The following is a 19,427-nucleotide window of genomic DNA, read 5'->3' as shown; positions in this document are numbered from 1 at the left end:
GGGCGCGACCAGGATGGATTTCAACTTCGCGCAATCTAAGTTCCTCGACACCATTGACATGATCGAGAAGTACCGTCTGGATATCCGGACGGTCACCATGGGCATTTCCCTGCTCGAGTGCTCTCGCTCTGAAATGGAAGCCACCGCACAGGCGGTGTATGACCGCGTAACCAGGCAGGCCGCTCGCCTCGTGGAGGTCTGCGAGGGTATCGAGGCGGAGCTGGGCATTCCGATCGTCAATAAGCGCATCTCCGTCACACCAGTTTCCCTCATCACGGCCGGTTGCGAAGGCGATCCCACAGTGGTTGCCAAGGCGCTCGACCGCGCCGCCCGCGATTCTGGGGTGAACTTCCTCGGCGGCTACTCGGCGCTCGTCGAAAAGGGCGCGACCACCAGCGAGAAGCGGCTCATCGACTCCATTCCCCACGCTCTTAGCGAGACCGAATTGGTGTGCAGCTCGGTCAACGTAGCGTCGTCACGCGCGGGCATCAACATGGATGCAGTGCGCCGCATGGGCGAAGTGGTGAAGGAAGCTGCGGCGCAGACCGCCGACCGCAGCTCGATTGCCTGCGCAAAACTGGTGGTTTTCGCCAATGCGGTGGGCGACAACCCCTTCATGGCCGGCGCGTTCCACGGTGTCGGGGAGCCAGATTGTGTCGTTTCTGTCGGCGTTTCGGGTCCGGGTGTGGTCGATCGCGCGCTCGGCGATCTGCATGGCGCCAGCTTTAACGAAGTCGCCGAGGAGATTAAGAAGGCAGCGTTCAAGATCACACGCACGGGTCAGCTGGTCGGCACGATGGCGTCGGAGCGCCTGGGCGTGCCTTTTGGCATCGTGGATCTCTCGCTCGCGCCGACCGCTGAGATGGGTGACTCCGTCGCTCACATCCTCGAACACATGGGATTGGAGCAGGTCGGCACGCACGGCACCACTGCCGCGCTCGCGCTGCTTAACGACGCCGTCAAGAAAGGCGGCCTGATGGCTTGTTCACGCGTCGGTGGACTGTCCGGGTCGTTCATCCCGGTCTCTGAGGACAAGGGCATGATTGATGCTGTCCGTGCGGGGTCGATCAGCATGGACAAGCTGGAGGCGATGACCTCTATTTGTTCGGTGGGCTTCGACATGATTGCAATTCCTGGTGACACGCCTGCGACCACGATTTCCGGCATGATTGCCGACGAGGCCGCCATCGGTGTGATGAACCACAAAACCACCGCCGCCCGCCTCATTCCGGTGCCGGGTACCAAGCCGGGCGATGAGGTGAACTTCGGTGGTCTGCTCGGATATGCGCCGGTCATTGATGTCAATGCCAAGGGCAATGCCGAGTTCATTGCCCGTGGCGGCTACATCCCCGCCCCGGTGCACGGGTTCAGGAACTAGCGGCTTCGGACGAGGCTCCTACGATTGCAGGCGGCGCCCATTAGCGTCATAGGCGTAGGAGCCACTACCGACGAGAATCAAAATGAACTCGATAAATGCCCAAATGCTGACGCCGATGATTAGGAAGAATCCGACCAGAAGGATAGCCGTAATCCAGCCGAATACCGTCAGTGCTAGTTGAATAGCACCACGCGAGTTGTGCCCCAGGTAGAAGTTGTGAACACCGAGGGTACCCAGGAAGAAGGCAAGCAGAGCCGCTGCAATCTTGGACTTATCCGAGACAGGAGCACCTGCGCCCCCGTAGCCCTGGTGCGGGTTCGGGCCACCGAAGCCAGCGGAATACGCCGGCGCCTGCTGGTTTGGGTAACCACTCTGATACGGGTTCGAGTACCCGTTGTGGAAATTGTGCTGGCTCGGGTCCTGATAGCCCTGCCCCATGTTCGGCTGCTGCGGTGGGTATGGATCCGAGTACGGCATACCGGAGCTGTAAGCACCCGAGCTGTTAGCGAACTTCCCCTTGGACCTCGGCATACCGTCTTCGTCGAAATCTCCATATGGGTTTGTCGGATTCGTCATTGCACCCTACCTTTTCGCCTAGATTTCCCCGGTCATGAACAGCAGTTCCTTGGGCGATAATAACCGGTTCCGTCAGACTGCTTCCTGCAACTTTGTCAATTTCTTTCGAAATTTTAGCGAAACTGTTGTTTTGGAACATTAAACACCAGTTCTTGAGCAAGATTCTAACAGCAAGTCCCCGTCGGGGGCGTCTCGCACATTTCGAGCTGCCTCTACCGCGCCAGCGATTGCTCAATCAGTTCGCGAGCCCAACCCTCAGTCCAGGCCAGCGGAGTCGTCCCCGGAATTGCCACATCATTCGTGGCGTAGGTCGCGTGCGCACCCGCGCCGGTAATCATCTCCTGCGCTCGTGCAATCGCATCGGCCACTCCCGGAGGCACATCACAGAAGGAGTCCGATGGCACGCAGACATTCTGGACCTTGTCATTAAGAGGACCAAAGCCGTCTCGTGGACCGCGCATCGTCGCGCCCGGAACCACAGCCTGCACAATGCCGCCAAGCGGCTGCAATGACAGCTCGACGCCCACACCAGCCAGCGGAACGCCCTGGTTCACGCCCTGATTGGGGTCACGCCGCGGGTCGCCCAACAGAGCCACGCCCGCAATGCGCTCGGCCGGAACGACACCGCGGCCATTGCCGATGTCAGAGGCCAAATCACCTGCAATAGCGGCACCCTGGGAGAAGCCCATCAGGACGAAGTCCGTCAGTGGACACTGCCCGTGCAAGTCAGCCATTTCCTTAGCGGTGACATCGCGCCCGACTGCCTGCGAATCATCGTAAGTGAGTTGGTCGGGCAGCTGATGCGTCTTGATCTGTGCCGGGTACGGCGTAGTCCAGACCTTGACATCACCCTCCGAGTAGGACCCTGAGATCGAGTTCGTCAGGCCAAGCAGCAGCGAATGCGGGTTCGCGGTCGGGGCCATCGGATCATCGTCAGCACGCGATTCCGCAGTTCCGGGCACGGCGATAACTTCTACCGCCGGGCACCACTCGGGTTGTTCGGCCAGAACCCCGCCATCGTCACCGGGGGTCGGTGGGGTTTGACCGCCTTGGTCGTCGTTAAGCCATTGCACTACGCCGAAGCCAATAGCGGCCACCAGCACAATGACCGCCAGAATTGTCAGCACTTTACGCATGAGTGCTAGCAATACGCCTTTTTAGCGGAGCTTGCAATAGTCTTCGCCACTTCTTCGGCGCTTTCCTGTGAGCGCCCCTGGGCGACCAGCTGCCCGGCAATCGCCAGCGCGATGACTTCACGCTCCTCCTCCGGTGCGTCCGCGCATGCCGCGCGACCTGTGCCGATGAGCTGATCCTCCACCCCATCAACATCGATTCCCGCTTTTTCCAGCGCTCCGAGGTATGAATCGTCCGCCTCGCTGAGCTTCATCTGCCCATCGGGCGCTTCGTCCACGCGCTTAGCTTGGGGATCTGTGATCTCCGGCGCAGACTTTTCGCTCGACTTCGGCGCAGAAGTCTTCGTGCTTGACGACGTCGTGGAGGTCTTCGTAGTCGTCGACGAGGTGACCTCCGAAGATTCCACTGTGGAACTGCCACAGGCGGCCACTCCGAAGGTCAGCAGCGCAACAGCTGTGGTTGTAGCCAGTGTCCGGAAGGACTTGTTCATGGACATTTGTCTATCCCTTATTCAGTGCCCTGCTTTGGTTGGCTTACTTGTCATCACCGTTGTCGGCGGCTGGGGCCGGCGCTTCTGGCTTATTGCGCTCTTCGACAATCTTGCCGTTGAGCTGACGAATCCAGCCACCCTCGAACTGCTGCTCAAGACCGCCGGCCTTGACTGGCTGCAGTGGGCCGACCGGGTAGCCGAACGGGCCATTTTCGTAGCCAGTGCTGCCCCAGTGGTCAGTGATGTCGTTGGAGCGCACCGGCTGTGCACCAGTTTCCGGAGTCCAGTAAATGGCACCGTGTTCGAAGCGCTGGAAAGCGCCGCGGGCGAGCTTGACCTCGTCGCCGTCGACAGGCAGACCCAGATCGGACTCAGCGCCACCGAGCTCCTTGTAGACACGGCCGATTTCACCACGCACGATGCGAGGTTCTTCGCCGCCGATCTTGACGATGGTGCCACCCTGGAAGTCCTGGGCGACACCGCCCGGAATATCGCGGTGGTTGGCGACTGGGTAGCCCAGCGGACCGGTCTCGAAGCCGGCCTTGCCCCAGACGTTCATAATGTCGCCGGTGACTTCGTGGGCTCCGCCTTCCGGAGTCCAGTAAATCGAACCCTTTTCGAAGTGAACGAAGCGTCCCGAGCCATCCGGCGTAGCCAGTTCGTTGGTCACTGGGTAGCCGAGCGGCGAGGACGGACCACCGAGCTCGTTGTAACGCGAACCGATGCGCCCCCAGACCACATGTGCCCCGGAATCCGGGTGCCAGTAGGCGGTACCGCCGGTAAAGTCCTGAGCCACGCCATTCTTGGCGACACCATACTCATCCGACAGGCAGGTGCCAATTCCCGGCAGAGATGCAACGGCCTTCTCAATCTCGCCACCTACGCGGCAGACAGCGCCACGATCGGACTCCGGCAACTGCAGTGCATCGGCCAGCGTTGGCCAGGCCTGACTGACCTCGAATTGCCAGTACGGCCAGGTGTGAGTACCCGAGCTCCGGAAGTTCACAACCGGCTCGACGCCCTTTTCGCGAGCATTTCGGATGAAGGTCTCACTGGTCATGCGGGAAAGCACTTCCAATGCGTAACCGGTCGGATTGTCCGGCTTCGTCGGATCGATCTGCGACGGCACGTCCCACTCACCGGTGTTGCCGTTACCCGCCGAGATGTACAGCGACATGCCCTTGAGCTTGTCGATGTTCAGCTTCGGATCATTGTCCTTCCAACGCTGCGAACCGAGCGGGCCCCACATCTTCGTCGCGTCATAGCCACCGGTGTTCTTCATCGCCAGAGAGATTGCCTGCGGCATGCCCGGCGAAGTCATATCCAGGTAACCAGAGAGGCTACCGGCAAACTTCCACAGCTCCGGAGAGTGTGCTGCAACGTTGTAAGCACCGGTAGCTCCCATGGAGATACCGATAATGCCGCGTTCATCGTTGCCGCGGAAGCCGTTGGTGATAACCGGCACGAGCTCCTTAGTAATGAAGCTCTCCCACTTGTAGTTCTGACCGTTATCCGGCTGATCCCAGTCAGAGTAGAAGGACGATGTACCGCCGGCGGGCATAACCACCAGGACATTCTTGTCCTCGTAGAAGCGCTCGATATTGGTAGCGCGAATCCAACCGGAGTAGTCATCAAACGATGCCATACCGTCAAGGTGATAGACGCTCGGGAATGTGCGCTCCTTGTCGCGGTACCAATCGCGCGGCAGCAAAATCTCAACCTGAATTGGCTTCTCCGGCATGGCAGCCGAGCGAATGTGCGCAATGACGTGGTGATCTGTGTACCACTCGACCTTGTCTACGCTGACTCCGCTGGGCAGGTTCGCCACTGCGGGAGTATCGACTTTAAATGGCGTACGCTCCGGCCCTGGCATCGGCTTCGGCATACCCAGGCCAGGTAGCTGCGCACCAGCAGCTTGCGCTGCTTCAGCGGCCTTAGCAAGGTCTCCCAGGTCTTCAGATTGAGCCAACTGCCCCTGAACGGCCTGAAGTTCCTCGTAGCTAGGCAGACCTGGCTGAGCTGGCTCGGGAGCCGCCACTGCAGCAGGGGCACCGAGAGCGAGAGTCAACGGTAGTGCCAAAAGTGCGGTCAACGCCCGCGATGACTTCCGGCTGTTGCCGAGGCCACCACGGAGGAATCTAGCGGTTACGCGCATAAGAGGGCTTCCCTTTACAAAGTCGCTGTTTGAAATTATTTGAGACGTTGAGTGTTGCACCGGCGCCGGTTAGGCACCTGCAGATAGCATCACGCGGCGCTAGAGCTATGCGTTTACCGTTCGGCTTCGCAGAATTACGTGGTGACCAGCAACGTATCCGAAGGTTCCCCTCCTCCGGCGTGCCGCTGCACGAAGAATCTCACACACGTTCTGCGAAACAAACGGTATAGCTACCTGAATAGCTTCACCCTTTACTTTAAGGTTCGACTCTCATGTTTACCCTCTTACGGGTAAAAACCGTGGAGACACACGCAAAAGGAACTGAATTCAAGCTTTGACAGCGCAACTCTTTGCGCCCCTCTGTAGGCCGTTACCCACACCTTCCGCTCAGCATCCAAACCCGGACTCGACACAGAAAAAAGACCAATCCCAACAAAAGGATTGGTCTTTCTTCAAAATTGAGACTTCTTAAGAAGCTAGCCCCTTTAAGAAGTCATCCAGCACCAGCGCTAGGTCAGCGCGCCAGAGCGCCCTGAAATAACTATCGACCTAAAGGCCCAGCGCCCGAAGAATGTGCGGGCGAGCAAGCGCGGCATCACGGCCCCACAGCTCCCACGAGTGGATACCGTTCGGGCTGTAGACAAACTGCGCATTGAGGCCGGCAGCGCGAGCATCCTGCTCAAAGCGCTGCGTCGAAGCGCGGGATACGGACTCCATCACGGCACGCCAGACGGTGTCAGGGAGCTGCGGCACCGGACGGTTCAAAACCTCCGGATCACTCCACAGGCTCTGAACACCCTGGGCGGAGGAAACATACATCGGCAGCCCCTTGAGCTGGTCGAGCAGCATCGAAGGGTCATGGGCCTGGCGTTCCGCCGAAGCCGGAACCGGAAGACCCCACATGCCAGTCGGATTCACTACACCAGTGCTAGCCACCATTGCAGTGGTACCCGTAGCAACTACCTCGTTCGACATCTGGTAGTAACCGGACAGCGAAGTAACATGCTTGAACTGGTCACGGTGGCGGGCTGCCAAAGAAACCGCCGCAGCCGCACCCATGGACAAACCAGCGATTGCGTTGCGGTTCGGGTTGACACCAAACTCACGCTGCAGATAGACCGGCAGCTCCTGAGTCAGGAAGGTCTCCCACTTCTGGATCTTCGGACCCTCAGCAGTCACAGCCGGGGTATTCCAGTCGGTGTAGAAGGAGCCATCGCCAGCAGCCGGCGCAACCAGAGTGATGTTGTCATTGGCGAAGGTCTGAGCAATGTGACCCGACCAAATCCAACCGGACGCGCCCTTATTAAAGCCCCACAGACCGTCGAGCATGTACAGGGACGCATCGCCGCCACCAGTAGCCGCCTTAATCTGAACCGGAATATTGCGGTTCATAGCCGGCGAGAAGACCTGGCAGTACTGAACCCACCAGTTGTATGGATCCCACTCACAGCCTGGACGCAGTCGATCACGGTTTGGATCAGCACTCGCATCCTTCGCGGATGCGAGCATGATGCCACCAAACACCATTGCAACAGCCACAAGGGCAGCTACGACCTTCACCGTGAAGTTACGACTCACTGCAGTAAAGCTCATCGTTCTCCTCTTTACTTTCGGACTTACCTCCGCGCCAGACTTTTCGGAGGCAGTCGCTTACGCGAGCTTTCGCTTTTCTGCTTCCAGTTGTGACGCGACAACTGGAGACCCCACAAAAGAATCTCGAGTATGTAACGATACTCAATCGTTTCCCTATATCCAAGTTTAAATCGTAATCATTCCGTAATATTTCTCACATTTCCCCTCAAAACTATCTACCACAAGGAGAAACACTGTTTACCAGCGAGGAATTACAGAATTGTAATTCTGCCCCCGACTGACCTGTAGGACTGACTGAGACATCTAAAACACGCCTACAAGAACCCCAAACACAACCTAAGTACTAACGAGGTACAGAAAAAGCCCATGCACCCCTCGGTGCATGGGCTTTCAGCTACCAACCGAACCCGACTAGAACCCGACGAGAACCCGACGGAAATCGCAGTTCGCTTAAAGGGATAAGAACTGGGAACTACCCCAGAGTCGGGACAGCGTAGACAGCGATGGCAATGGACAGCAGCCACAGGACGGCCAGTGCCTGCAGCGGTCGGTCCTTGAGCGCAATCTCATCCGGGCTTCCCGCATCACCACGGTCAACGTCGGCGGCGAAGCGCAGGATGGCCACAGTGAATGGAACCATCGAGATCTCGTACCAAATAGCCGAAGTCGATGAAGTGCCCGGCGCGCGGCCCATCTCAAAGCCCCACAGCGCGTAGCTCAGCACCACGGCGGTCGCAGCGAGGGTCCACACAAAGCGCAGGTAAGTCGCGGTGTAACCCTGCAACGACTTTCGAATCTTCTTACCCGTGCGCTCTGCCAACAGCAGCTCAGCGTAACGCTTACCGGCTGCCATGAACAGCGAACCAAAGGCGGCAACCAGCAAGAACCACTGGGACAGGTTGATGTTGGCAGCAACACCGCCGGCCATTGCACGCAGCATGAAACCCGAGGACACCAGCGCAATATCAATCACCGGCTGGTGCTTCAGGCCAAAGCAGTAACCGAGCTGCAGTGCAATGTATACAGCCACAACAATTGCTAGCCCCGGCCCCTCAGAGGCAAACCAGGACACCGCAATCGAACCAATAATCAGTGCGACCGCCATAATGTACGCCATGCTCACCGGCAGTACGCCAGCGGCAATTGGGCGGAAGCGCTTGGTTGGGTGCGCCCGGTCAGCTTCAACATCGCGGGCATCATTAATCAGGTAAATCGACGATGCGGCCAAACAGAAGGCCACAAACGCCACCAGGATGTCGACGGTCAGCGTACCGATCGAACGTCCCGAGTCCATGATCTCGTTGCCGGCTGCCAGTGGAGCCGCAATGACCAGGACATTCTTCACCCACTGCTTCGGGCGAAGCGCCTTGATCATGCCGTCCAACAGATTCTTCGGCGGATGCCCCTGCGGGTGCGCAGGCTCATCGATACCGGAAGTGTGCGGCTCGGACCCAATCCTTGATTGAGAAGCTTGCCGCTGGTTGGCCGACACATTGGCCAAGTTGTCGTTCTCCGCCTGTGTCACTGTGCATTCCTTTCCGCAATGGAGGGCTGTCCACCCTGGTTATGCTGCGCCTTTTTCGGCTCGATGACCTTATCACCTATCTTGTCCACCGCAAGAGCAGTGGCTGTACCCAGCGCTGCTCCGAGAGCGACATCGGTTGGGTAATGAACTCCCAGCACCAGGCGGGAGAGCATAATCGCCGGCACGCCCACGGCCGGTGCTGCCGGGTAACCCAACTTTGCAATCCCCACCAGCGCCGCCGTCGTCGACGTCGCGTGCGAGGACGGGAAACTCAGCTTGCTTGGCGTACCAACGCCGATTGCTATACGACGGTCATGGGGACGCGGGCGACGGACAATGCGCTTAAGCACCACCGATGCCGCATGCGAGGTAAAGGCGGCCACACCGACCTTTGCCCAGCTAATGCGTCGCTCCTTATCCACCGCCGCCCCGAGGGCAGCGAGCCCCATCCACCCAAGGGCGTGCTCACCGAAATAGCTCATGGCACGCGCGGTGGGCAGCACACCCGGGACGTCGTTAAGCGTGTGCTGAATATTAACGAGAACGTCGGACTCGCCGAACGGATCGCCTTTAATTTTCGAAGACATTCGCCCAGGCCTTCCTACTGGTCAGATCGTCATAGGCTGCGCGGTAGCGTGCCTGCATTTGCTCGAACCGCTCCTCAACCTGCTTTTGCAGCTCCCAGGATTCTTCCAGCAGAGCCTTGGCCTTGTCGCGGTCACGCTGGCGATACACCACGCCACGGCCATCAGCGGTGGTGACCGTTGCGCCATCCAGACGCGACAGGGAGAACCAACGAGCCTCCAGCGGCGCCAGGTTTGCCTGCGGCACCGCATGGTGCTCGGAGTTTTCCGGGCGCACGCTGTGCAGCAGACCCTTGGCCAGCCAACCGACCTTCTTCAGCTTGCCCAGACGACCACCGACATCCTTTGTCGGAACCCCCGGAATACCGGAGGGCTTTGGCAGATCGCCTGCGCTCGGCAGCACAACCGCGTCGGGGAAGCTCTTGCGCAGGGCATTGATGCGCGGCAGCGAGGACTCGAGAATATCGAACAGGTGCTCCGGGCCTGCCAGGAAGTCCTTCATGGCTTCGTTCTGGATGGCAACAGTGGAGTACTCCAGGCACAGAAGGTGCTTGAAAGTGGCCTTGCGCATGGAACGCACGATACCGGCAGCATCGCCCTCGTGCTGAAGAGCCGCGACAATCAAGCGGTTGCGCAGATGGAAGTACGCCTGCCAGTCAATGGCGTCGTCCTTGTCCGACCAGGCCATATGCCAAATTGCTACGCCCGGCCACGTAGCCGTCGGAAAACCTGCCGTGCCTGCGCGCAAACCGTATTCGGCATCGTCCCACTTAATAAACAGTGGCAGCGGCTGACCGATTGTCTCAGCGGCGACGCGTGGAATCAGGCACATCCACCAGCCGTTGAACTCAACATCGATGCGACGGTGAAGATCCTTCGAATCGACAACCTCACCGGTTGCGTTAGTGCCGTGCTCCCCGCGATCGCGCAGTGGGTGCGCATAAAAGTCGTGGTCATAGTGGACGTGCGGAGCGGAAGTCCACATGAAGTCATGGCGGCCGATGACTTCACCCATCGAGTGCAAGTGGCTGCGCTCCTGCAGGTTCAGCATCTGACCGCCGACCAGCATCGGGGACTTCGCGAACCGGCCGACAGCAACCGCACGCAGAATGGAATCCGGTTCGATGGCGATGTCGTCATCCATGTAGAGAATGAACGGACTATCGGTCGCACGCTTCGAATCCGAATCCGGACCGCCCAGGGCCTCATACATAATGCGGGAGTACCCGCCGGAACCACCGAGATTTCCCTGCGGGAAAATACGCAGGCGGTCACCAAAGTGCTCGGCGACAGCATCGAAGCCCGGCTCATCTGCCGGGTGCTTAGTGCCCTGATCAGGCATCAAAACAGCATCGATGATGGCATCGACCTCAGAATCCGAGGACAGCGCCTCAAGAGCAGCAACTGCATCGGTCGGGCGATTGAACGTCGGGATACCGATAGTGACGCGCCCCTCCGGCGCCGGATGCTCTGTGCCGTCCGGGTACGTCTGGCTCGGTGCCTCGATATCGGAGTACCAACCTGCGGAGTGGATTACCACGTCCGTCTCACAGGTGAGGTCAAACCAAATCCAGCCGCCGTCTTCAAACTGCGTCAGCGGTACTGGGATTTCGCAGACGTGCACATCCTTGCCGTCCACCTTGGCTTCCGCGCCTTCAGCCGCCGCACCCAGATCACCGACAACTTCGCCGGTCACGGCGATACGCGCACCGTCAATCTTCGAACGGTAAATGTCCACGCGCGCAGTACCGGACAGTTCCAGGCGCAGGACAACATTGTCCAGATTCGTCCACCGGCGCCAGTAGCTGGCCGGAAAAGCATTGAAGTAGGTTTCAAAACTAACTTCATCACCCGCCGGAATGGTGGCTGACGTGCGCGAATGCGCTTGCACACGACCGGCATTAGTCTCCGGCTCAACCAAGTAGAGCGAGCGGACATCACGGGGCTCACCCAACTTTGGCAGCAAAATCCGCTGCAGGCGTTCAACGGCAAGGCTTGACGACGTTGTCGGGGTATGTGTCCGCTTTTGTTCAGGCTGTGATGCCATGAGACGTATCAACCACTTTCCGAAAGGTCTACCGGGGATGTTGCCGCCGATAAGTTACCGACGTTTCTATCTCATAGCATCCTAGTGCCCGTGGCGGATTGCCTCTTGTTGCCACGCTAGCGACAGCCCAGAATGTGAAAGCCCCTACGCGCTGCGGACTATCTGCTGCGCATAGGGGCTTTTTCGTTCAGGCTCTAGTTTTAAGCTCCGAGGAAACCTTCGATGCGGGCCTTGGAGTTCTGGAGGTTGCGATCCCAGGTTGGCCAATCGTGGATACCGGTCTGCTCGTATTCAAACGTGGCATCCAGACCGGAGGTACGAGCACGCAACTCAAACTCGCGGGTGGACAAGCGGGACAGCGACTCCAGCGCAACGCCACCGGCCTTCGGGACGACACGATAGAGGTTCTTCGGGTCACGAACCTCATCCGGAACACCATTTGCCGAGGTAATAACCAGATCCAGCCCCTTCATCTTCTCGACGTTCAGGTACGGATCATTGCGGACACGCTCCGCTGACATAGGCGCACCCCACATGTCGAACGAGCTGTAGCCAGCCGACAGCTGAGCAGCCTCAATTGCAGTAGTCATACCCGGCGCAGTGGTGTGCAGGTAACCGGAGAAGGCAAGAGCCTGACCGAACTGGTCTCGGTGGTTGTATGCCAGCGACAGTGCAGCAGATGCACCCATGGACAGACCTGCAATGGAGTTACCAGTGCGAGAAATGCCGAACTCACGCTCAAGGTAAACCGGCAATTCCTGAGTCAGGAAAGTCTCCCACATGTTTACAAACGGACCGTGCACACTAACCGACGGACGCTTCCAGTCGGTGTAGAAGCTACCGCCGCCACCACCTGGAATAACCAGGTTGACGTTGGATCCCTCAAAAGTACGTGGGGCGTTACCGTGCTCCACCCAGTCAGAGGCATCAGCCGGGCTACGCAGGCCATCTAGCAGATAGAGAGCCTTGTTACCGCCATTGGCAGAGGCCACAATCTGAACCGGAATATTACGATCCATGGCCGGCGAATAAACCTGGCACTTCTGGGTGAAGTACTGGTACGAATCCCACTCACAACCCGGACGCAGCGAGCCTCGGTCACCCGCCGCGCTCGCGGCCGGCGCCATGGTCAATGCAGACGCAGCCACAGCTACTACGGACGCAACGGCTGCAACCTTTCGGCGCCAACCACGGAAAGTAGAGGTGATTTTCACGTGTGCATTCTCCTCACAATGTGCGATTCCCCACGGCCGGTGGGAACTATCAGGCGTGTTTCCGCTTCAGGGAATTACCTTAAGAAACAGTAAATCTTCGACAAACTTACCCGCATTCACTGTCGTTTTCCAGCAGAACACGTCGAGACCCCACTTTTCGGCGGGTTCTGGTATCCGCATTTTTACTGCGCAAGCCCCCGCAGCTCGCGCGACTCCCGCGCCCCGCGCCAGGTAATAATCGCGCCAGCCGCCGCGATTAGCACGATGCCCAGCGCCATGGACCAAGTCACTCGGTCACCGGAAAACGCCCAGCCCAGGATTGCACCGATGACCGGGTCCAGCGCGAAGAGCGTGCCGACGACCGCCGCTGAGACAATCCCCGCAGCGATGGTGTCCATCATGTAGGGAATAACAGCACCAATGAACCCAGAAACAACGATGGTGACCCACATCGAACCGTCGACAAGCGGTGCAGCGGAAACAGAAAATGGCGCGAGCACGATTGCTGCGACGACCACTGACAGCGCCAGATCCGGCATGCCGCCGCCCTCGGAACTGCCCATTCGGGCGGAGAAGAGCGTGTAAGCGCCGAAGAAGATCGCGCCGATTGCGGCGTAACCAATGCCGATAGGGTCCAGGTCATTGGAGGGCTGGGCAATCAGTGCAACGCCGATGAAAGCGACGATGGCCCACAGGCGGGAACGCCACATTTTCAGTCCCAGGAAAGACACGACGCAGGGGCCGAGGAAGTCGATGGTGACGGCGACACCCTGTGGGAGGCGGGCGATGGCGGCGTATATCATCATGCTCATCATGCCCATGGCGATGCCGTAGACCACGATGTTGATGGCGCGAACGCGGGTCATTCCGGACAGTTTTGGTCGGAACAGAACCACCATAATGATGGCGGCGGCGGTCATGCGCAGGCCTGATATGCCCGGCGCACCGACCGTGGAAAGCATGCCAGTGACCAGCACGGCTGCAGCCTGGGTACCAAGAGAACCGATAAGAACCAGAATGACAGGCGCCACCGGCAGGGTGAGAAACTTGTTCACACGCTGCAGCAATAACCCCTGGTGGGGAACTTCGGTTTGGCTTTTCTCACGCGACACTCGCGCAATACTAGCGCGGGAGCCGCAAGCGGCAAATTAGTGCCCGCGCTCCTGCTCGATTGCTTCGCCGTCGTTGAAGAACGGCGCAATCTTGTTGTCGAACATCGACAGTGCGGAACCGATTGCCATGTGCATATCCAGGTACTGGTAGGTGCCCAGACGACCACCGAAGAGAACCTTGTTCTCCTGCGCTTCTGCTGCGGCGAGCTTGCGGTAGGCCTCCAGCATCTCGCGGTCTTCCGGAGTGTTGATCGGGTAGTACACCTCGTCGCCATCGTCGGCGAAGCGGGAGTATTCCTTAACAATTACTGTCTTGTCCTTGACGTAATCGCGCTCCGGGTGGAAGTGGCGGAACTCGTGGATACGGGTGTACGGCACATCCGCGTCGTTGTAGTTCATCACTGGAGTGCCCTGGAAGTCGCCGGTGTTGACAACCTCCATCTCGAAGTCCAGCGTGCGCCAACCCAGCTTGCCTTCTGCGTAATCGAAGTAGCGGTCCAGCGGGCCGGTGTAGACGACGGGAGCATCCGGGGAGACAGCGCGCAGCTCGTCGCGCGCCTCGAACCAGTCGGCGTCGACAACGACGTCAATCTTGTCGGAGGTCACCATGTTTTCCAGCCAGGCGGTGTAGCCGTCGACAGGCAGGCCTTCGTAGGTGTCGTTGAAGTAGCGGTTATTAAAGGTGTAGCGAACAGGCAGGCGGGTGATGTTTCCGGCCGGCAGGTTCTTCGGATCCGTCTGCCACTGCTTGGCGGTGTAGTGCTTGACAAAGGCTTCGTAGAGCGGGCGGCCGATGAGGGAGATGGCCTTTTCCTCAAGGTTCTTCGCGTCGCGCGGATCCAGGCCATCGGTCTGGTCCTTAATCAGCTGGCGAGCCTCGTCCGGGCTGTAGTACTTGCCGAAGAACTGGTTGATCAGCCCCAGCCCCATCGGGAACTGGTACGCGGTGCCCTTGTACATAGCGAACACGCGGTGCTGGTAGTCGGTGAAGTCAGTGAACTGGTTGACGTAGTCCCACACCCTCTTATTAGAGGTATGGAACAGGTGCGCACCGTACTTGTGCACCTCGATGCCAGTCTCCGGCTCTGCCTCCGAGTAGGCGTTGCCGCCGATGTGGTTGCGGCGTTCGACAACGAGCACGCGCTTACCCAGCTCATTGGCGGTCCGCTCAGCAACGGTCAAACCGAAGAAACCCGAGCCGACCACGATGAGGTCGTAGGTGTTGTCCTTGATGTCCTGTAGGGACTTCGGAGCAAATTCATTGGCAGTGGTGTTCTTTTCGCTACTCACGCCTTAAAACCTATTGCATTTCCGCCCGATTTGCGGGTGTACACGCGGGCTTTACGACGTCCACGTGAGCCCAACCCAACGTTCGTTTGGTCACATTATTTGATAATTTTCCCAAAATTAACGGGGAAACACAGATGCCTCACTAGATTTTTTTAGTCACACTGGTAACATCCTCCTCGGAATTTTCTGTTGCTTTGCAACTTTCCTTCCCTTCGACCCCGGGGTAGGCCTCGGGGTCGACAACCCTGTACCCCATTTTTTTGGAGCTTTTACCGTGCCAACTCGCCGTCGCATCAATGCCCCGTCGATGGGCCGTCGCACCTTCCTCTATGGACTGGCAGCTACTACTGCCGCAGCTCCACTAGCAACATGGGGCATTCGCCAGGCCCCTACCCTGGTTGAAAGCCCAGGCGCCGGCCCTATCGCAGCCAAGATCTCGACATCGCCGCTGGTTGATGCTGTCACGATGATGATTGACGACGCAGCCGTCGGCACGCATGCCATTACCGATGCCCTGCACCCGCTTCGCGGATTCGTGAAGGACATCACCCGCGACGAACCGTTCTCCCAGTTCGCCCTGACCTGGCCGGGCGATGACAACCTGCAGCTCTACGTTCGCGCCGAACGCGAAGATGGCAGCTTTGGCCCGTGGTTCCACGCTGATTCTCACGGCCCGATGAATAACTCCGGACAGTCCGGCACCGAGCTGCTGTTCGTTGAGCCCACCAGGCGCGTGCAGGTGTCGACCGTCGGACTGAACCTCCTCGAGGGCCTAGATCCACGCAACATCATTGGTATCGACAACCTTGACCCAGCCACTATCGGCGGTGGCCTGCAGGAACTCGTCAGTGCTACGGCCGCGCTGTCCCTCAACGCTGTCCAGGCAGTTTTCATCGACGGCGTAGAGCAGGTCGGCGAGGTTATTCAGCCAGTTGCGTACGAGTCGTCGATTGCTGGCGCGCCAAATGTAATCAGCCGTGCAGCGTGGGGTGCAGATGAGTCCATCCGCAGCGGTTCGAGCTCCTACAGCACCTTCAAGGGCACGTGCATCCACCACACCGCGGGTTCCAATAACTACTCAGAGTCGCAGGGACCAGCCATTGTCCGCGGCATTTACGCCTACCACGCAAAGACGCTGGGCTGGGGCGATGTTGGCTACAACGCGTTGGTCGATAAGTACGGCAACATCTACGAGGGCCGCTACGGTGGCCTGGACAAGAACATCGAGGGCGCGCACGCAGGTGGCTTCAACAACGGCACCTTCGGTATTTCGGTGATGGGCAATCACGACCAGCTGGAGATTCCGGATGCGGCCGTCACTGCACTCGGCGAGATGGTCGGCTGGCGCATGAAGGTCGGTGGCGTCGATCCGATGTCCACCGCCGCACTGACCAGCGCCGGCTACTCGAAGGCACGCTACAGCTCCGGCCAGACCGTGAACCTCCCAGCCATCTTCGGCCACCGCGACACCGGCTACACCTCATGCCCGGGCACCTTCGGCTATCAGCAGATGGATGCCATCCGCGCTGCAGCCAAAGCCAAGTTTGATGGTGCCGGTGGAGCGGGTATCGCCGGCCGCTCGACGGGTCCGAACAACCAGGACGGAGAGGCCGCCAGCATTCCGCCGATTCCGGGCGCCGGCGAGTCGGGCGACAACGGCGGTTCCCTCGGAAACGTGGAAACGCCCACGCCAGGCGAGGTTGTTGGTGAGTTTCTAACTGAATCCCTGCCAACCAACCCTGCCGAAGCTACGCAGGCCTGGTTCGCACCTCAGAACTAAGTCCCCCGCTTATCCAATCCAGGCATAACCACATCACATTTGTGGTGTAGCACCAGATCTTCGTAATCACCCAGGAGTTATTACCGTGTTTAGTCGCCGCCGCATCAATCGCCGCGCAGGTGCCAAGCAATCCTTGGTACTCGCTGCCGTGGCGACCCTTGCCCTGACACCCGTTGCCGTTGTCGGCGCAGGTGCCGCTTATGACCTCATCGAGGAAAACGGTGCCAGCCCCATCGACCCGATTGTCCAGAGCAAGTCGCTTGCAGACAGCGTCTCCGTTCTCGTCGAAGACGCAGCAATCGCAACGCAGTCGCTTGCCGACGAGGCTCATCCCAACCGTGGTGTCGTCAAGGAAATTACCTCCGATACTGAGTTTTCCCAGTTTGCGCTGACGTGGGCCGGTGACCCTGATATCGCCAGCTTCGTCCGCGCCGAGCGCGCCGACGGCTCCTGGTCCGACTGGTACAGCGTTGACCCGGACTACCCCGCTGAAGGCAATGGCAACGGCCTGAACGGAACGGAGCTCATCTACATCGAGCCAACCAAGCGTGTTCAGGTTTCCACCCACGGACTTAACATCTTCGGTCCGGGGTCCGGCGTGGACCTGAAGGACATCAAGGGCGCTGAGAAGTTGGATTTGTCCAAGCTCAACCTCGACGAGATTAATGCTGAGGGCGCCAAGAAGGCCGTGGAGGATGCAAAGGAATCCGCTACGGATGCAGCCAAGGATGTCGCCAAGGCCGTTGACGATGCCGCTTCCGACTACCAGCAGACTCCGGATGCAGCTCCTGGGGACGCACTCGATGACCCGACTGCTCCGAGCGCTAACGACGCTGCAAATCTGGACTCGCCGAATCTCCCAGTGAAGTGGACGGACATCGAGCCGGTCGCCGATGAACTGCCAATCGACCAGGTCGACGCAGTGCTTATCGACGGCCAGGCTGCTGCATCCGGTATCGACCCAATTGTGGATGCCAAGAATGTCACGGGCATGCCGAAGGTCATTACCCGTGCCGGCTGGGGCGCCAACGAAAATAACCGCTGTAAGGGCGCGGACTACGACAACAAGCTGGTCGGTGCCACCGTGCACCACACCGCTGGCTCAAACAACTACACCGAGAGCCAGTCCGCTGGTATCGTCCGCGGCATTTACCAGTACCACGCACAGACTCTGGGCTGGTGCGACATCGGATACAACGCCCTGGTCGACAAGTACGGCAACATCTTCGAGGGCCGCTACGGTGGCCTGGATAAGAATGTCCAGGGCGCTCACGCAGGTGGCTTCAACACCGGTACTTTCGGCATCTCCATGATGGGTAACTACACTTCGGTTGCTCCCAGCGAGGCCGCACTGAACTCGGTGGGCAATATGATTGGTTGGCGCCTGAAGGTCGCCGGCATTAAGCCGACCGGCCAGATTCAGATGACTTCGGGTGGCACCAGCTACGCCAAGTATGGATACGGTCAGCAGGTCACTCTGCCGACAATCTTCGCGCACCGCGACGTTGGTAACACCACCTGCCCGGGTGATGCTGGCTACGCCCAGATGAGCAAGATCCGCTCGATTGCCGAGAAGAAGTACAACACACTCACCAGCGGAAAGATTGACAATGAGGGCCCTGACGGCTTGATTGACCTCCTCGTTCCGCAGGATGAAAAGGACGATAAGACCACCGAGGACACAGACTCGCAGTCGAGCACGTCGACCTCGACCACTTCGACCACCTCGGCATCGACGGGTACGTCCACGACCTCGTCCTCCGAGAAGTCCTCGAGCGCATCGAGCACCACTTCTTCGACAACGTCGAGCTCCGACTCGACCACCTCGGGTACTTCGAATACCTCGGAGCCAACCGACGCCACGAACACCGGTGACACTGCTTCGGCTGACTCCTCCGCACCGTCGGCAAGCGAGCAGAGCAACTCCTCCTCGCCGAGCGCATCCGACGAGCAGCAGAAGGCACAGGCTCTGGAGACAGTCTCGGGTGCACGTTCGATGCTGGCCTCGGCGCTGGGCATGCTCGGCGCACCGGGGCTCGGACAGACCGCCGATGCGATTCTGGGTGCAGTTGGACGCTCGATTGAAAACGGCCCGTCGATCGCTGACCTGCCGGTACTGATTGACAAGATCATCACTATCAATGAGCAGAACGACCTGGCTGCCGAATGGCGCCAAGTTTCCGAGGAAATGGGCTCCGTTCTCGGTTACGCAATGTCCGGTATCCAGAGCGGTTCTACCGTAGCGAACAATGCTGGCCAGGCCGATGCCCTGCGCTACGTGAAGTTCTCCAACGGCGTAATCACCGACTCCGACACCACCGGCGCGCACGCTATCTGGGGCAAGATTGCTGATGAGTGGGCCCGCCAGGGCTTCGAGGTCGGCAAGCTGGGTGCCCCGACGAAGACCCAGGTGGTCGATGGAAACATCGAGCGCGCTGAGTTCCAGAACGGTTCAATCACCTTCGACCGCACCACCGGCGAGGTCAAGACCGAGCTGAAGTAAACGCCCTCGAGCGCTGGGTGAGCTAGCTGGCGCGAGGAAATCCTCG

General features: G+C 59.2%; 14 protein-coding genes. 3 read left to right on the top strand and 11 right to left on the bottom strand.

The genetic code is table 11. The features are described 5' to 3' along the window. Window positions 1-13: 13 nt before the first annotated feature. Complete coding sequence (locus ADM64_RS03580; RefSeq protein ID WP_049193157.1) at window positions 14-1,378, top strand: PFL family protein; 1,365 nt, start codon at window positions 14-16, stop codon at window positions 1,376-1,378. An 18-nt stretch (window positions 1,379-1,396) separates the two neighbouring features. Here the strand turns inward: ADM64_RS03580 and ADM64_RS03575 are convergent, their stop codons facing one another. The 11 genes from ADM64_RS03575 to glf all read right to left on the bottom strand — a co-directional run bounded on the left by ADM64_RS03575 (window position 1,397) and on the right by glf (window position 15,041). Next, window positions 1,397-1,954 carry a TM2 domain-containing protein gene (locus tag ADM64_RS03575; RefSeq protein ID WP_049193156.1) on the bottom strand — a complete coding sequence of 186 codons (558 nt, stop codon included), beginning with the start codon at window positions 1,952-1,954 and terminating at the stop codon, window positions 1,397-1,399. A 212-nt stretch (window positions 1,955-2,166) separates the two neighbouring features. Then, window positions 2,167-3,090: a cutinase family protein gene (locus ADM64_RS03570; RefSeq protein WP_049193155.1), complete on the bottom strand. Its 924-nt coding sequence runs from the start codon at window positions 3,088-3,090 to the stop codon at window positions 2,167-2,169. Window positions 3,091-3,095: 5 nt separating this feature from the next. After that, a complete protein-coding gene (locus ADM64_RS03565; protein ID WP_016421642.1) occupies window positions 3,096-3,584 on the bottom strand; it encodes a DUF732 domain-containing protein in 489 nt (162 codons plus the stop codon). A 37-nt stretch (window positions 3,585-3,621) separates the two neighbouring features. Then, window positions 3,622-5,733 (bottom strand): alpha/beta hydrolase-fold protein, encoded by a 2,112-nt coding sequence (locus ADM64_RS03560; protein ID WP_049193154.1) that lies wholly within the window; start codon window positions 5,731-5,733, stop codon window positions 3,622-3,624. A gap of 549 nt (window positions 5,734-6,282) precedes the next feature. Next, a complete protein-coding gene (locus ADM64_RS03555; RefSeq protein ID WP_049193152.1) occupies window positions 6,283-7,326 on the bottom strand; it encodes an alpha/beta hydrolase in 1,044 nt (347 codons plus the stop codon). A 472-nt stretch (window positions 7,327-7,798) separates the two neighbouring features. Continuing rightward, the gene (locus ADM64_RS03550) at window positions 7,799-8,818 is read right to left on the bottom strand and encodes a decaprenyl-phosphate phosphoribosyltransferase (protein ID WP_049193199.1); all 1,020 of its coding nucleotides are present in this window, start codon (window positions 8,816-8,818) and stop codon (window positions 7,799-7,801) included. Window positions 8,819-8,847: 29 nt separating this feature from the next. Beyond that, a complete protein-coding gene (locus ADM64_RS03545) occupies window positions 8,848-9,438 on the bottom strand; it encodes a phosphatase PAP2 family protein (protein ID WP_049190962.1) in 591 nt (196 codons plus the stop codon). Continuing rightward, the gene (locus ADM64_RS03540) at window positions 9,422-11,482 is read right to left on the bottom strand and encodes a glycosyltransferase (RefSeq protein WP_049193150.1); all 2,061 of its coding nucleotides are present in this window, start codon (window positions 11,480-11,482) and stop codon (window positions 9,422-9,424) included. Before ADM64_RS03540 ends, ADM64_RS03545 begins: the two co-directional genes overlap by 17 nt. 200 nt (window positions 11,483-11,682) lie before the next feature. Further along, window positions 11,683-12,696 carry an alpha/beta hydrolase gene (locus tag ADM64_RS03535; RefSeq protein ID WP_049193148.1) on the bottom strand — a complete coding sequence of 338 codons (1,014 nt, stop codon included), beginning with the start codon at window positions 12,694-12,696 and terminating at the stop codon, window positions 11,683-11,685. Window positions 12,697-12,878: 182 nt separating this feature from the next. Then, window positions 12,879-13,751: an EamA family transporter gene (locus tag ADM64_RS03530; RefSeq protein ID WP_049193198.1), complete on the bottom strand. Its 873-nt coding sequence runs from the start codon at window positions 13,749-13,751 to the stop codon at window positions 12,879-12,881. A 93-nt stretch (window positions 13,752-13,844) separates the two neighbouring features. After that, window positions 13,845-15,041: a UDP-galactopyranose mutase gene (gene glf / locus ADM64_RS03525; RefSeq protein WP_049193197.1), complete on the bottom strand. Its 1,197-nt coding sequence runs from the start codon at window positions 15,039-15,041 to the stop codon at window positions 13,845-13,847. A 331-nt stretch (window positions 15,042-15,372) separates the two neighbouring features. Between glf and ADM64_RS03520 the strand changes: the two genes are divergently transcribed. Together ADM64_RS03520 and ADM64_RS03515 are read left to right on the top strand one after the other, a co-directional pair. After that, window positions 15,373-16,878, top strand: a complete 1,506-nt coding sequence (locus ADM64_RS03520; protein ID WP_049181843.1) for an N-acetylmuramoyl-L-alanine amidase — start codon at window positions 15,373-15,375, stop codon at window positions 16,876-16,878. 85 nt (window positions 16,879-16,963) lie between these two features. Next, window positions 16,964-19,381 carry an N-acetylmuramoyl-L-alanine amidase gene (locus ADM64_RS03515; RefSeq protein WP_049193147.1) on the top strand — a complete coding sequence of 806 codons (2,418 nt, stop codon included), beginning with the start codon at window positions 16,964-16,966 and terminating at the stop codon, window positions 19,379-19,381. The last annotated feature ends 46 nt before the right edge of the window (window positions 19,382-19,427 follow it).

Source organism: Corynebacterium sp. 401_CJEI (assembly GCF_001076435.1).
GTDB classification, from domain to species: Bacteria; Actinomycetota; Actinomycetes; order Mycobacteriales; family Mycobacteriaceae; genus Corynebacterium; species Corynebacterium jeikeium_D.
This window is presented reverse-complemented; position numbering and strand designations above follow the sequence as displayed.

What these genes read in the sequence shown, in the direction of transcription:
- ADM64_RS03570 (WP_049193155.1), bottom strand. Translation starts at nt 3,090, where the DNA reads ATGCGTAAAGTGCTGACAATTCTGGCGGTCATTGTGCTGGTGGCCGCT.
- ADM64_RS03545 (WP_049190962.1), bottom strand. Translation starts at nt 9,438, where the DNA reads ATGTCTTCGAAAATTAAAGGCGATCCGTTCGGCGAGTCCGACGTTCTC.
- ADM64_RS03560 (WP_049193154.1), bottom strand. Translation starts at nt 5,733, where the DNA reads ATGCGCGTAACCGCTAGATTCCTCCGTGGTGGCCTCGGCAACAGCCGG.
- ADM64_RS03555 (WP_049193152.1), bottom strand. Translation starts at nt 7,326, where the DNA reads ATGAGCTTTACTGCAGTGAGTCGTAACTTCACGGTGAAGGTCGTAGCT.
- ADM64_RS03540 (WP_049193150.1), bottom strand. Translation starts at nt 11,482, where the DNA reads ATGGCATCACAGCCTGAACAAAAGCGGACACATACCCCGACAACGTCG.
- ADM64_RS03580 (WP_049193157.1), top strand. Translation starts at nt 14, where the DNA reads ATGGATTTCAACTTCGCGCAATCTAAGTTCCTCGACACCATTGACATG.
- ADM64_RS03565 (WP_016421642.1), bottom strand. Translation starts at nt 3,584, where the DNA reads ATGTCCATGAACAAGTCCTTCCGGACACTGGCTACAACCACAGCTGTT.
- ADM64_RS03575 (WP_049193156.1), bottom strand. Translation starts at nt 1,954, where the DNA reads ATGACGAATCCGACAAACCCATATGGAGATTTCGACGAAGACGGTATG.